The sequence below is a fragment of the Thermoanaerobacterium xylanolyticum LX-11 genome (genome assembly GCF_000189775.2).
In the GTDB taxonomy this organism is placed as follows: domain Bacteria; phylum Bacillota; class Thermoanaerobacteria; order Thermoanaerobacterales; family Thermoanaerobacteraceae; genus Thermoanaerobacterium; species Thermoanaerobacterium thermosulfurigenes.
Genome location: NC_015555.1, coordinates 1,480,997 through 1,494,599 on the forward strand (window position 1 = coordinate 1,480,997; position 13,603 = coordinate 1,494,599).

The window sequence follows — 13,603 nt, forward strand, 5'->3', positions numbered from 1 at the left end:
CTTTTATTGTAAACGGTCAATTATCAAATTGCCATAGCTTACTATTTTTCATAAATATTATTTTCTTTTAACATTTCATAAGCTTTAATTGCTATAGCACACTCAAATCTCTTTTTCTGCATCTCACAAGACAGTTCATATGGTTTATTTATGTCCTCGTTAATATTATAATTGTTGGCAAAGCATCCACCGCTGCAGTAAAATCTCGCCCAACATTTGCTACACTCTTCTCTCTTATATATATCGCTTTCCATGAATTCCTCTTGTAGCTCTTTATTTTCAATTCCTGTGTAAACACTACCTAATTTGAAAGAATCATTTCCTACAAATTGATGACATGGGTATATTTCACCATCAGGAGTTACAGCCGCATATTCAAACCCGGCACCACAACCCTGAAGCCTTTTTTTGATGCAAGGGCCGTTATCCAAACTTATTTTAAAATGATAGAATGAAAAAGGTCTGTCATCCTCCATTCTCTCTACATACTTTTCGGCAAGCTTGTCATATTCTTTTAAAATCTTTTCTAAATGTTCTTGCTTTAATGTGTAATCTGTATCTTCTTTTTCCACTACAGGTTCTACTGAGATTTCCCTTATTCCCATATCGGCCAAATGCAGTACATCTTCGGAAAAATCAAGATTTTTAGCTGTAAAGGTTCCTCTAACGTAATGTTCCTTATTGCCTCTTTTTAAAACAAAGTTTTTAATTTTGGGGAAAATCACATCGTAAGAACCACTGCCATCAATCCTTTTTCTCATAGCATCATTTATCTCTTTTCTGCCATCAAGACTCAACACTACATTAGAAAAATTCTCATTTATGTATGTGGCTTTCTCTTCATCTAGTAATACACCATTCGTAGTTATAGTGTATTTAATAGTCTTTCCATATTTTTTTGCTTCTTCTCTTCCATAATCAACCAATTTTTTTACAACATCAAAGTTTAAAAGCGGTTCTCCTCCAAAAAAATCCACTTCTACGATCTTCCTGTTTCCTGAATTTTTGATTAAAAAATCTATAGCTTTTTTGCCTACTTCATACGGCATCAACTTCCTGCCACCTTTAAAATCGCCAGTTGACGCAAAACAGTAACTACATCTTAAATTGCAATCATGTGCCACATTAAGGCAAATAGCTTTTATCACAGAATCTTTTCTGCTTACTTCTATATCCTTGTACACATCTTCAGAATAAAGAAGACCTTTTTGACGGAGAGACTCTATTTCATCGTACGCTTCTTTAATATCCGATTCAGCGTATTTATCTTTTAATAAATCACATATCATATCAAAGTCATTATCTAAATATAAATCCAACAATTCATAAGTTAAATCATCCACAACATGTATTGCTCCACTAACAGGATCTAATACGATATTCATTCCTAATTGTCTAAATTTATGTATTATGCTATGCATCTTAACCTCCTATACATTTTAAGTGGCAGTAACATATCATTACTGCCACTTGCCTATGTAAATTAATTTTGGCACTCCTGATTTGCAACAGTGCACGAAGTCTTGCAAGCAGATTGGCATGATGCCTGACATTCTCCACAGCCAGGTTTTTTCAGGCTATCTTTCAATGATGTTCTGTTGATTGTTACAATATGTCTCATTTTCATACCTCCTCTTCCTTTTGATTATAACATATAATTCACGACAATAAAAGCTATAGATTTATCCCTATCATGCCACCTATAGCACCCAAAATAACTCCCCAAATAAGCTTTAAAGCTATTCCAGCATTTATTCCAGCTTCTTTTACAAAATAAACTCCTAAAAACAGCATAAGGAGAACATAGAGAAGACCTGCTAAGCCACCATTTAACCAACCTTTGCTTTTTGTATTGCGGGCAGCTATAGCACCAGATAAAACTATGCCAATTATCGTTATAAGCATTGTAAGCGTGGGAAGCGTTAATTCTGAAAGTGGTGTATATGTCAATACCAACGCATAAATTATAAAAAATAGAAGCGTAATTATATAGCTTATTAGCAATCCAACTATTATACCAGGTATGTTTAATATTCTGTCGTTGTAATTTTGAGTTTTGCTTTTCATTAAAGCACCTCCCTTTTTTCATCAGTAAATTTTATGCTTGTAAAAAAGACAATATTACATCTTATTAAAGCAAAAAAATGCGGTTTCCCGCATCTTTTTATTTGTTTTCGCTTTGTGAACTTAATACTTTTCCTACAGACCATTTGGCTATCTTTAATTTGACTTTATCGGCGCCTACTTCAATCGTAATCGCATCGTCTTTTATGTTTAATATCTTGCCGTAGATACCGCTTTTTGTAAGAATCTCGTCACCAGGTTTTAATGCATCAATCATAGCTTTCTCTTTCTTTTCCCTTCTCTGCTGTGGCAATATCAATAGAAAGTAAAAAATTGCCATAAAAATTACAATTTCGCCAATTAAATAAATCGTTTGAGCGTTCATTTTATTCCTCCTCGTATAATTATGAATATTCTCGGCAACTTCTGTTGCCTGATATATCTGAATTTCAGGAGACATCTTTTAAATTTATCCCCCAAAATTTCATTCTGAAATCCTTTTTCGATTTCCAATTCATTTACATCTTTATTTACATTGTAAGATTTTTTCTTTATATTTCCCTTTATTTAACATATATGGTTACATTCTATCTTGACTTTTTTAAATCGCCCCAATAATCGAAATGGATGGTGTTTTTACCATACTACTTGTTATTGAGGTGATTTTATGTTGGGCGCATGGCGTTCGCATTCTGATTATCAGTATTTCCTTGTCGAAAATATTCAACCCATTTATGCTTCAGATAAAAATCGTGTCATTCAATTTTCTGAAGCTTTATCTAAACTCTATAATTTAGATCTTGATGTTCTTAAACTTGTACTGGAACCTTATTATTCTAATACTGGTTCTCCAGCCAAAAACCAGCCTGAAGTTTTTCGGTCTTTTGTACTTATGTCTCTTCTTAAATGTCACAGTATTACTAAATGGGTTTACACGCTTCATCATGATGACCTTTTGTGTTACATGATTGGCGTGTCTCCTGATAATATTCCTGGTGTTGGTACTCATTATGACTTGATTAACAGGTTATGGCTTGAGGATCCTGATATTGAAAAAGACCGACAGGATTCTCTCCATCCTTTTAAACGCAAACCACGTAAAAAACTTGCTAAAAATCAGAAGCTTCCACCACGCCACCCTGGTATTATACAGAAATTTGTTGATTTGGCTTTACAGGGTAAAATTTTTGAGTCAAGACCTGAGAAGCTTCTTCAACAAATTTTTGCCGATGTTGCTGTTAGGCCTTCCGCCAATGATGGCATCCTCGGTGATATTGAAAAACTTACTATTTCCGGTGACGGTACTTGTATTAAAACCGGCGGAAGTCCTTTCGGTATTAGAACTTGTGATTGTGCTAATAAGGGTATATTTAATTGTGACTGCCATCGCAAGTTCTCTGACCCCGATGCTCGCTATGGTTGGGATAGTTATCATGAGACATGGTTTTATGGTTATTCTGGTTATTTTTTAGTGACATACAACGAAGAGCTTAAATCTGATATTCCGATTTATCTTCGCTTGGTTGAGGCTCCTCGTTATGATGGTGTTACTGCTATTATTGCTTTGTCTGAAGCAAGGGCTTTGTATCCTGATTTCGTTTTTGATAAATTTATTGGTGATTGTGCTCATGATAATTACCCTACTTATCATCTTCTTAATAAGTGGAATATTAAACCTGTAATTCCGCTTAATAAGAAGAATAAAAACAACAGCAAGTACCAAGGTACTATTAAAATCAATGAAAATGGTATTCCTGTCTGTATGGCAGGATTATCTATGGTTTACAATGGTTTTATGAAAGACCGTAACAGAATTAAATGGCGCTGTCCTTTTGCGACTGGTAAAGTTGATTCATGTAATTGTAAAGATAAGTGCTCCTCTTCTGATTATGGTAGAACCGTTTATACGAAGCCTTCATCTGATCCTCGCTTGTTTACCGTCATTCCACGTGGTTCTGATGAATGGAAAGGCGAGATGAAAAAGCGAACTTCTTCTGAGCGTGTTAACAAAAGGCTTCTTAATGACTATGAGTTGGAGCTATCTAAAACCAGAGGCAAAAAGCGTTGGTCTTTCTGGATTATGATACACTCTATTAATATCCATCTTGATGCTAGATTGAAAAAATCTAAGTTTGATTTTATTTCTATGCTTGATGGATTATTAGGTAGAGCAGCATAAATATTGAGATTCCATATACTGTTAATTTTTAAACCTATTTTATTAGGCTTTATTTCTTATACTCTTTTTTTAAATTGATTTTCATTATTTTACATTTTCTTTCCTCTTTTCAGTATTTTATCGCAAAGGCTTTGTTATTTTCTGTATCTAATTTCTAATTTATGCCATAGTATGACGTTGGAAATTAGTTTCCGAAATCACTCAATTATTATTAAAGACAATAAATTTGTCTCACATCTTAAAACTTAATAAAACACATTGATAATTGGAAATTACCTCTTCTTTAAAACCTTATTTAGAAATTACATCTATTGCCATGTATCTAAAATATCAAATGATTAAGTACATGGCACAGGCCGTCACATCTTTTATTTTACGGCCTTTATGTTTACTTTTGAGATAACTTGTAGCATTATTATACTGTAAAGTTAATATGGGACAGGCTTTTGTCCTCCTTGCGGTTTTTCCGCTCTTTTAAGTATGGTCCCTACACCAGATTTGCCTTTTCTAACGCGAAATCTGCTTTGTCGTATATAAACCCCTGGCAGCAGAGGATTAAGGTTTATATATTAATAGCTAATTGCGAGGTTGCTACATAATCTGGTCGCTAGGTTATCTCAAATTAACTTTTATCTACACCATTACCCTTTGAAAGGAGGTGCTATAACTTTGAATAAACTTTTTGTAGGCATGGATATAAGCTTGGATGATGTCAAGGTTCATATTCTCGACCAAGACGGCATTGATGCTTGCTCTCGTTTTTCTATAGATAATAATCCTTCTGGTTGCAATATTTTAGTGTCTCATATATTGGATTGTTGTAATAAATACAACATTCAGAAGGTTTTTATTGGCCTAGAATCTACTTCAGTCTATGGTTGGCATATTCAGTATTATTTAGCTGACCATGCTTCTTTGAAGCCTTTTAATCCTTCTGTAACTACTTTTAATGCTAATACTGTCAAGGCTTTTAAAAAGTCTCTTGGCAATTTGCCTAAGAATGACTGGGTTGATGCTTTTGTCATTGCTGAAAAATTAAGGTTTGGAAGGCTTCCTAAATCTTGTCCTGTAGATTTTAGATACCTTGCTCTCCAAAGGCTTACCCGCCATCGCTTTCACATTGTTGATAGTATTGTCAGAGAGAAAAATTATTTCCTAAGCAATCTGTTTCTTAAATTTAGTGGCTTATGTCAAACTAAAGTTTTTAGCAATAATTTTGGTACGACTGCTACTGAAATATTTAATGAGTTTTTAACTCTTGATGATATTGCGGCTCGACCGCTTGAAGATCTTGTTGCCTTTTTAGTTGATAAAGGTAGAGACCACTTTAATGACCCTAATGCTACAGCTAAATTACTCCAAGAGGCTGTACGCAAATCTTATAGAATTAACGCTAATGTAAATGATTCTTTGAATTTTGTTATCAAGTCTTGTCTTGATAATATACAGTATCTTGAAAAGCAGAAGAAAGCTTCTGAAAAGACCATTGCCAATGAAGTCAAAGGATTTAAGAATCAATTTCTTTGTCTTACTTCAGTAAATGGCATTGGTCCAACTATAGCAGCTGGCCTAATATCTGAGATAGGCGGAATATCAAGGTTTGATAATGATAATGCTCTTGCAAAGTTTTCCGGCATATATTGGTCAGAATACCAGTCTGCGGATTTTAAAGCGGAGGACACTTATTTAAAACGCACTGGTAATGAGTATCTCAGATATTACTTTATTCAAGCAGCCGACCAACTTAGGAAATATTGTCCTGAGTTTTCACAATACTATGCTCGCAAATTTAATGAAAGTAAAACTCATAAACACAAACGTGCTTTAGTTTTAACGGCACGCAAAGCTGTAAGGTTAGTCTTTGCTCTGCTGCGCGAAGAAAAACTTTATAAACCACCAGCAATGAAAGGAGATGATTGTAAAGAATAACATATTATTCTATTCCCATAATTAACATATATTTCCATTGCTGTTTTTGGTAATGGTTAGCTTTGCTATACTCTTTTTTAGCTATTTTTTTTAAAAAATTTTTTTGATTTTTTTAATCACCCCTTGACATATTACCGAAATACTTGTACCCGTATTTTTTATAAAATTGTGATTTAAATTCAAGCAGCTTGTCTTGCTTTATAGCATTTCTAATGTCCTCCATAAGTCTCGTTAAAAACCTCAAATTGTGAATTGTTGCAAGCCTTGCTGCTAAAATTTCATTAGCTTTAAAAAGATGCCTTATGTATGCCCTTGAAAAGTTTTTACATGTATAGCAATCACATTCGGCATCTAATGGAATAAACTCTTCAGCATGTGGAGCATCTCTTACTATAAGCCTACCTGTGCTGGTTAGAACTGTTCCATTTCTCGCTATACGTGTAGGCAAAACACAATCAAACATATCGACTCCTCTTATTACACCTTCTATCAAATCATCTGGACTTCCAACACCCATCAGATATCGAGGTTTATCTTGAGGAAGATAATCTGTAGTTAGATCTACCACATGATACATCAATTGTTTTTCTTCGCCAACGCTTAATCCACCTATAGAATATCCCGGAAAATCCATATCAACTAATCTATTTGCACATTCTTTTCTCAAGTCATCGTAAGTACCACCTTGCACAATACCAAAAAGCGCTTGTTTGTCCGTATTTTTATGTGCTTCTTTCCCTCTTTTAGCCCATCTTAATGTCAATTCCATAGAATTTTTTACATAACCATAATCAGCGGGATATGGCGCACACTCGTCAAAAGACATTATAATGTCTGCACCTAATGCATTTTCTATTTCTATCACTTTTTCTGGCGTCAAAAAATGCCTTGAACCGTCTATATGTGAACGAAATTCGACTCCTTCTTCCGTGATTTTCCTAAGTGGTCCTAAGCTAAACACTTGAAATCCACCGCTGTCAGTCAGTATAGCTCTATCCCAATTCATAAATTTATGCAATCCGCCAGCTTTTTTTATAAGCTCATGTCCCGGCCTTAAATATAAATGATATGTATTGCTCAATATTATATTAGCCCCAATTTCTTTAAGTTCCTCAGGAGTCATGGCCTTCACAGTTGCTTGAGTGCCAACTGGCATAAAAACCGGTGTCTCAATATCCCCATGTGGAGTGTGAAGTACTCCCAGTCTTGCTTTTGTATTTTTTTCTCTTTTTAATAAGTCGTATTTTATAGCCGTCATCGTTTCCTCCTAATCAAATAATTAGCATAGCATCGCCAAAACTATAAAATCTATATTTATTTTCTATGGCAGTCTTGTAGGCATTCATGACATTCTCCTTTCCAGCAAATGCAGAGATCATCATGATAAGCGTTGATTCAGGCAAATGAAAATTTGTTATTATGCCATCTATTGCTTTATACTTATATCCAGGATAAATAAAAATGTCAGTCCACCCGCTGCCAGCGTGAATAATTCCATCATCATCGGCAACAGTCTCTAAAGTTCGAGTAGATGTAGTACCGACTGATATTATCCTGCCACCTGCCTTTCTGGCAGCATTAATCGCATCCGCTGCATCTTCATTCACTATATAAAATTCAGAGTGCATCTTATGGTTCTCAATTACTTCCTCTTTGACAGGTCTAAATGTACCCAGCCCTACATGAAGCGTTATAAAAACCGTCTTAACTCCAAATTCTCTTATCTTATCTAAAAGCTCATTTGTAAAGTGAAGTCCAGCAGTAGGAGCTGCAGCAGAACCTTCATGTTTTGCGTACACTGTCTGATACATGTTTTTATCTTTCAATTTTTTCTTTATGTATGGCGGTATAGGCATCTCACCCAGTTTATCAAGCACTTCCTCAAAAACACCTTCATAGCTAAATCTCACAATTCTCCCGCCAGCATCTGTATCTGATAATATTAAAGCTTTCAGTTCTCCATTGCCAAAAATAAACTTAGAACCTATTTTGGCTCTTCGTCCTGGTTTTACTAATATTTCCCATTCATCAATTCCAAGTCTTTTTAAAAGAACAAATTCTATTTTTCCCCCAGTGTCCTCTCTAACGCCGTATAATCTTGCTGGTATTACCTTTGTATCATTTAGCACAAGAACATCATTTGGTTTCAAATAGGTTAATATATTTTTAAAAATATCATGCTTTATTTCACCTGTATCTTTATTTAAAACCATCAATCTTGATTCATCGCGATTTTGAAGAGGTTCTTGTGCGATAAGCTCTTCAGGTAAATCGTAGTAAAATTCGTGCAAATTCATAATAATGCCTCCAAATTTCTGCGTAAATTTTATAAAGCCTTATTGTTTATTGTATCATAAACATAGATTCCTTTATAGTAGTATTTTAATATGTCTATATAATTATACCCATGATCTGCCATTCCACGAGCTCCATATTGGCTCAGCCCAACGCCATGTCCGTATCCACTGCCATTTATAGTAAATATAGTAGACGATCCATTTTGGCTGGTAATTTTAATCGTTTTGCTTTGTCCTAAAATGTACAAATCGTTGTTCTCAACAATCTTTTGCCCACTCGCAGACATGACTGCTAAACCAGACAATGATTTACTGACAATGCCCTGTTGTGACTGAATATAAGTAGTATTGCTATTTGAAGCACTACCATTTCCACTTATTGTTATCATATTGCTTTTAAGTCCAAAAAAATTTCTTATATCATTTTTACTTAAAACATAATTACCTTTATCTCCATAAATCGTTACCTGTATAGCCCTGCCAGTCCAACTCTTGCTGGTCACTTGAATATTTGTAATATTACCTATATCAATGCCACTACTTTTTAACTTTTGAGCAACAGAATCAGCGGTAACACTTACAGTCCAATTGTCAATGGCTTCATTATACCCGAAAACATACTTATCTTCAACACCTCTTAGATAGGGAACGCTATTTGTATAGACATTTTCACTATCTTCTGTATAACCGCCACTATGTGAATGGAATATAGCTTCTATAGGCTGACCATTGTATATTGCTATTACTCCTTTTGTATCATCAACAGCCTTATTTGTATTTGGATTTTCTCCATCGTATCCATTGTATACTTGGCAATTTACATCATCTGTCAAATCAAATCCATATTTGCTGTATTCCCCAATATTGTACACTGCATAAGTTCTTGCCGCTACAGCCTGTGCTTTTAAAGCTTCTATGTTCCACGAGGCAGGCATTTCTGCAGGAACAACACCATATAAATACTCCTCCAGCGGCAAAACGTTTATCGCAGTCATGTCGCTATTCTGTTGCCTTATGAATTCAAAGTACCCTCTGTATCTTTTCCCATTAATAGATATTGGTCCATCACCAGACGTGTCCATAAGATAAATCTGATTACTTGCTGCATCTAAAAATACAGATTTCCCATTTTGAACTATTACTATATGATTGTTTGGAGATACCAACTTAACATCCGAAAATTTAGATTTAAGGCTATTCATTGCTGCAGTTGCATCAGATTGACTTAAATACGGACCAATGTAAATATGATAATTGCCATCATATCCTACAACTGAATTTGAAACATCAGAGCTTAGCTTTGTTTGTTGGCTGTCAGCCATCGCTTGATCGGAAAAATTGCCTTCTTGCAAGTAAAAGTTGTCATCTTTTATTACCTGAACATTGTTATATGAAATATTGTATATTGTTTTTACATTGCCAGCACCATCGTCTACGCCTACTTTGAATCCGCTTGAAGAAACTATTGAATAAGACGGCAACGAATTAGAAGCATAAAAAAGCCCTATTTTTATCAAAGACGGCATATTTACACTGGCGTTTACATAGCTTACAGTACTCATCAAAACAAGTGTAAAAAGTAAGAAAAACGAAACAAACTTTTTAAACCTCACAATCATGACCCCTTTACGTTTATTTTCTAAAAAGCCATAATATTAAAGTCAAAACAACGCTTAAAATTATTGACGACATCAATGGAAAGTAAAAAGTAAAATTGCCTTTTTTAAATACAATATCACCAGGCAAATGTCCAATTCCAAACTTTCCGCCAAAAAATAATATTAAACCAACTATTGTAAGCACTATGCCTATGCCAATCAACATTTTCCCAAATTCCTGAAACATATGGATCCCTCACTCAGGTAAGCTGTAATTGAGATACTCATAAGCCAATTTTGTCGCTATCCTACCCCTTGGAGTCCTGTTTAAAAATCCAATCTGCATCAAATATGGTTCATAAACATCTTCAATCGTATCGCTTTCTTCACCAATTGAAGCCGCAATAGTGTCAATGCCGACAGGCCCTCCAGAAAATTTCTCGATGATAGATTTTAACATTTTTCTATCTATATGCTCAAGTCCCATATCATCTACGCCCAACATATCAAGGGCATCTTTTGCTATATGAAAATCAATAAAGCCATTGCCCTTCACTTGAGCAAAATCTCTAACTCTCTTTAAAAGCCTATTTGCTATCCTTGGCGTTCCCCTGGAACGGCGACCCAGCTCATAAGCAGCCTCATCATTGATACCTATATTCAATATAGCTGATGACCTTTTTATGATCTCGCTTAATTCTTCAACAGAATAAAACTCCAACCTCATGATTACACCAAATCTGTCCCTTAATGGAGAAGTCATCAGTCCAGCCCTTGTCGTCGCTCCTATAAGAGTAAAATGTGGCAAATCGAGCCGCAGTGATCTTGCACTTGGTCCTTTTCCAATTATTATATCTAATTCAAAGTCTTCCATAGCTGGATATAAAATTTCTTCCACACTTCTATTAAGCCTGTGTATTTCATCAATAAAAAGAATATCATTTTCTTGTAGGTTAGTAAGTATCGCTGCTAAATCTCCTGCTCTTTCTATGGCTGGTCCCGAAGTTATTCTAATGCCAACACCCATCTCATTTGATATAATGTTGGCAAGTGTAGTTTTGCCAAGACCAGGTGGTCCAAAAAGCAGTACATGGTCTAATGGTTCACTTCTCATCTTAGCTGCCTCTATGTAAATTTTTAGTTCCTCTTTAATCTTCATCTGTCCTATGTATTCAGACAATCTTTTTGGCCGTAAAGAATACTCGGAGGCGTCTTCCGGCGTAAAATTCTGCGTTAAAATCCTCTCCTCCATTTTATCACCTTATTTCATAAGCTTTTTCAATGCCTCTTTTAAAGCAGACTCTAAATTTGAACAGTCCACTCCCTCTAATGCTTTTATAGACTCTTGTTTTGTATATCCAAGTGATAACAGCGCATCAACCACATCATTTGACAAATCATCAAGTTTTACATCATGAGCAAATGTTAACTTGTCTTTAAGCTCCAATATAATCCGCTGTGCAGTTTTTTTGCCAATGCCTGGTGACTTTTCTATAGCCTTTGAATCGCTGTTTCTTATGGCATCATAAAAACCTTCAATGGAAATTGTCGACAATATTGAAACTGCTGCTTTAGGTCCAACGCCATTTACAGCTATCAATTTTTTAAAAATCTCCACTTCATTTGTCGTCAAAAATCCATAAAGTTGAAATCCATCCTCTTTAACATGCATATATGTATAAAGCTTAATTATCTCACTTGTATTTGTCAAGTGACTTAAAGTGCTCCTTGGCACTATTATTTTAAAACCTATGCCAAGCGTTTCAATAACAACGTAGTCAATGCCTTTTTCAACAATATGACCCTTTATGTAATCTATCATTTTAATGACCCCAATTTCGCATTCAAAATATTGCTGTTGCTGTGGCAAAGTGCAACTGCCAGCGCGTCGGCAACATCATCTGGTTTTGGTATCTCATCTAACCTTAAGATTGCCTTTACCATATTCTGAACTTGCTTTTTTTCAGCTCTCCCGTAACCTACTACAGATTGTTTTACTTGCAATGGAGTATATTCAAACACTTGTATTCCACAATTTACTGCAGCTAAAATAGCCACGCCTCTTGCTTCACCTATAGTTATGACAGTTTTAGCATTCTTGTTAAAAAAAAGCTCTTCAATGGCCATCACATCAGGCCTATACTTTTCAATCAGAGAATTTATACCATCGTACACGTCTTTAAGTCTCAAACTTTTTTCGGCTCCAACTGGCGTTGTAATAGCCCCATAATCCAAAACCTTAAATTTTCCACCATTGTCATCAATTATTCCATAGCCTACAATTGCAATTCCAGGATCAATACCAATAATTCTCATCAAATTCCTCCTCGTATACTATTTTAACATCTACATCGTACATAGACAAGAAAAAACTCCCTAAAATATCGGGAGTTTAGCTGCTTAAATTTGCAAGTATTGAGTATGCTTCATCCGCATCTTTCACAACAATATTGTTTAAAATCCTCTCTTTATCGTTTGGATTTAAATTATTTACCAAAATGTCCGTCTTTTCCACAAGGGTTTTCCCACCATTTCCATCTGATTTATATAATGACACATACCCATTCAAGCTGGAAATTATGTAATAACCTGGTGGAAAACCATCTTCTTCTTTGTAAAATATCACTTCTTCACTGTCAAATTTTTTAATACTCCATCCACGATAAATCTTTGAAATCTCGTCTTCGCTTTTACCAGCAATCGAAGCACCTATTGTTTGTTCTTCCTTTATTATATCTCCAGTTCCTTTATATAACGTCTCGAAAATCAATTTTCCATTTGGACTGACACTGCTACTGGTAAGAATGCTATTGACTTTTGTATTGGTATATTGCGGCATTTTTGAAGAATGATTGTAATATCTTATATAATACAAGTATCCTGCTAAAAAAATCGCAACAAAAATCAATACAATAGGTATGATTTTCCTTATAAAATATTTCATGTGATAATTACCTACCTTCACCATTACAATTTAACTTTTTTGTAATTATACCCAATAAAAAATTTTTTATACTAAAATTTTTTGAAGGATTTTGTAAAATTATATCGAATATTATCATTTGAAAGGAGTTGATTAATATAATATGCTAAATCAAATTGTTATATTCAAATTAAACGACGAGGAATTTTGCGTAGATATAATGGATGTATTAGAGATAATCCGTATGCAGTCAATAACAAAAGTACCTGATGTGCCAAGCTTTGTAGAAGGCATTATCAATCTGAGGGGCACAGTAATACCAATCATAGATCTTAAAAAAAGACTAAACATGAAACTTACAGAATACGACGATGACACAAGAATAATAATCATCAAAATCAATGAAAAATCCGTTGGATTTATCGTTGATTCTGTAACAGAAGTATTACATGTAGAGCCTGAATCTATAAAAGAAGCACCAGATATCATAGCAGGAATAGGAAAAGAATACATAGAATCAGTAGTAAGCTATGACGAACGCCTGATTATAAACTTAAATTTAGAAAAAATACTGACAGAAAAAGAAAAAAAGGAGATAGAAGAAATGTAATCA

Annotated in this window: 15 protein-coding genes; 3 read left to right on the forward strand and 12 right to left on the reverse strand. The window is 34.6% G+C overall.

The window, feature by feature from the left end; all coding sequences use genetic code 11:
* Positions 1–41 precede the first annotated feature (41 nt).
* From scfB to yajC, 4 genes are all read right to left on the reverse strand, one after another.
* Complete coding sequence (gene scfB / locus THEXY_RS07280) at positions 42–1,421, reverse strand: thioether cross-link-forming SCIFF peptide maturase (RefSeq protein ID WP_013788196.1); 1,380 nt, start codon at positions 1,419–1,421, stop codon at positions 42–44.
* Between the two features lie 62 nt (positions 1,422–1,483).
* On the reverse strand, positions 1,484–1,621 hold the full coding sequence (gene scfA / locus THEXY_RS12380; protein ID WP_013298036.1) for a six-cysteine ranthipeptide SCIFF: 138 nt from the start codon (positions 1,619–1,621) through the stop codon (positions 1,484–1,486).
* Between the two features lie 53 nt (positions 1,622–1,674).
* Positions 1,675–2,067, reverse strand: a complete 393-nt coding sequence (locus THEXY_RS07285; protein WP_013788197.1) for a TIGR04086 family membrane protein — start codon at positions 2,065–2,067, stop codon at positions 1,675–1,677.
* Between the two features lie 97 nt (positions 2,068–2,164).
* Positions 2,165–2,449, reverse strand: a complete 285-nt coding sequence (gene yajC, locus THEXY_RS07290; RefSeq protein WP_013788198.1) for a preprotein translocase subunit YajC — start codon at positions 2,447–2,449, stop codon at positions 2,165–2,167.
* A gap of 282 nt (positions 2,450–2,731) precedes the next feature.
* Between yajC and THEXY_RS07295 the strand changes: the two genes are divergently transcribed.
* Together THEXY_RS07295 and THEXY_RS07300 are read left to right on the forward strand one after the other, a co-directional pair.
* A complete protein-coding gene (locus tag THEXY_RS07295; RefSeq protein WP_013788199.1) occupies positions 2,732–4,243 on the forward strand; it encodes a hypothetical protein in 1,512 nt (503 codons plus the stop codon).
* A gap of 690 nt (positions 4,244–4,933) precedes the next feature.
* Positions 4,934–6,172: an IS110 family RNA-guided transposase gene (locus THEXY_RS07300; RefSeq protein ID WP_195890957.1), complete on the forward strand. Its 1,239-nt coding sequence runs from the start codon at positions 4,934–4,936 to the stop codon at positions 6,170–6,172.
* Positions 6,173–6,284: 112 nt separating this feature from the next.
* Here THEXY_RS07300 and tgt read toward each other — a convergent pair whose 3' ends face one another.
* The 8 genes from tgt to THEXY_RS07340 form a co-directional block, all read right to left on the reverse strand.
* Positions 6,285–7,430, reverse strand: a complete 1,146-nt coding sequence (gene tgt, locus THEXY_RS07305; protein WP_013788201.1) for a tRNA guanosine(34) transglycosylase Tgt — start codon at positions 7,428–7,430, stop codon at positions 6,285–6,287.
* A gap of 13 nt (positions 7,431–7,443) precedes the next feature.
* Positions 7,444–8,469 carry a tRNA preQ1(34) S-adenosylmethionine ribosyltransferase-isomerase QueA gene (gene queA, locus THEXY_RS07310; RefSeq protein ID WP_013788202.1) on the reverse strand — a complete coding sequence of 342 codons (1,026 nt, stop codon included), beginning with the start codon at positions 8,467–8,469 and terminating at the stop codon, positions 7,444–7,446.
* Positions 8,470–8,498: 29 nt separating this feature from the next.
* Positions 8,499–10,082 (reverse strand): SpoIID/LytB domain-containing protein, encoded by a 1,584-nt coding sequence (locus tag THEXY_RS07315; RefSeq protein WP_013788203.1) that lies wholly within the window; start codon positions 10,080–10,082, stop codon positions 8,499–8,501.
* A gap of 19 nt (positions 10,083–10,101) precedes the next feature.
* Positions 10,102–10,314 (reverse strand): DUF2905 domain-containing protein, encoded by a 213-nt coding sequence (locus tag THEXY_RS07320; RefSeq protein ID WP_013788204.1) that lies wholly within the window; start codon positions 10,312–10,314, stop codon positions 10,102–10,104.
* Between the two features lie 9 nt (positions 10,315–10,323).
* On the reverse strand, positions 10,324–11,319 hold the full coding sequence (gene ruvB / locus THEXY_RS07325) for a Holliday junction branch migration DNA helicase RuvB (protein WP_013788205.1): 996 nt from the start codon (positions 11,317–11,319) through the stop codon (positions 10,324–10,326).
* 9 nt (positions 11,320–11,328) lie between these two features.
* Complete coding sequence (gene ruvA / locus THEXY_RS07330) at positions 11,329–11,889, reverse strand: Holliday junction branch migration protein RuvA (RefSeq protein ID WP_013788206.1); 561 nt, start codon at positions 11,887–11,889, stop codon at positions 11,329–11,331.
* Positions 11,886–12,383 carry a crossover junction endodeoxyribonuclease RuvC gene (gene ruvC, locus THEXY_RS07335; RefSeq protein WP_013788207.1) on the reverse strand — a complete coding sequence of 166 codons (498 nt, stop codon included), beginning with the start codon at positions 12,381–12,383 and terminating at the stop codon, positions 11,886–11,888. Before ruvC ends, ruvA begins: the two co-directional genes overlap by 4 nt.
* Before the next feature lie 76 nt (positions 12,384–12,459).
* Positions 12,460–13,011, reverse strand: a complete 552-nt coding sequence (locus THEXY_RS07340) for a hypothetical protein (protein WP_013788208.1) — start codon at positions 13,009–13,011, stop codon at positions 12,460–12,462.
* Between the two features lie 142 nt (positions 13,012–13,153).
* Here THEXY_RS07340 and THEXY_RS07345 point away from each other — a divergent pair, with 142 nt between their 5' ends.
* A complete protein-coding gene (locus tag THEXY_RS07345; RefSeq protein WP_013788209.1) occupies positions 13,154–13,600 on the forward strand; it encodes a chemotaxis protein CheW in 447 nt (148 codons plus the stop codon).
* Positions 13,601–13,603: the final 3 nt, after the last annotated feature.

Coding starts and splice junctions, on each gene's coding strand:
- THEXY_RS07320 (WP_013788204.1), bottom strand. CDS start 10,314: ATGTTTCAGGAATTTGGGAAAATGTTGATTGGCATAGGCATAGTGCTT.
- scfA (WP_013298036.1), bottom strand. CDS start 1,621: ATGAGACATATTGTAACAATCAACAGAACATCATTGAAAGATAGCCTG.
- THEXY_RS07300 (WP_195890957.1), top strand. CDS start 4,934: ATGGATATAAGCTTGGATGATGTCAAGGTTCATATTCTCGACCAAGAC.
- queA (WP_013788202.1), bottom strand. CDS start 8,469: ATGAATTTGCACGAATTTTACTACGATTTACCTGAAGAGCTTATCGCA.
- ruvA (WP_013788206.1), bottom strand. CDS start 11,889: ATGATAGATTACATAAAGGGTCATATTGTTGAAAAAGGCATTGACTAC.
- THEXY_RS07340 (WP_013788208.1), bottom strand. CDS start 13,011: ATGAAATATTTTATAAGGAAAATCATACCTATTGTATTGATTTTTGTT.
- tgt (WP_013788201.1), bottom strand. CDS start 7,430: ATGACGGCTATAAAATACGACTTATTAAAAAGAGAAAAAAATACAAAA.
- ruvB (WP_013788205.1), bottom strand. CDS start 11,319: ATGGAGGAGAGGATTTTAACGCAGAATTTTACGCCGGAAGACGCCTCC.
- ruvC (WP_013788207.1), bottom strand. CDS start 12,383: ATGAGAATTATTGGTATTGATCCTGGAATTGCAATTGTAGGCTATGGA.
- THEXY_RS07295 (WP_013788199.1), top strand. CDS start 2,732: ATGTTGGGCGCATGGCGTTCGCATTCTGATTATCAGTATTTCCTTGTC.
- yajC (WP_013788198.1), bottom strand. CDS start 2,449: ATGAACGCTCAAACGATTTATTTAATTGGCGAAATTGTAATTTTTATG.
- THEXY_RS07345 (WP_013788209.1), top strand. CDS start 13,154: ATGCTAAATCAAATTGTTATATTCAAATTAAACGACGAGGAATTTTGC.
- THEXY_RS07285 (WP_013788197.1), bottom strand. CDS start 2,067: ATGAAAAGCAAAACTCAAAATTACAACGACAGAATATTAAACATACCT.
- scfB (WP_013788196.1), bottom strand. CDS start 1,421: ATGCATAGCATAATACATAAATTTAGACAATTAGGAATGAATATCGTA.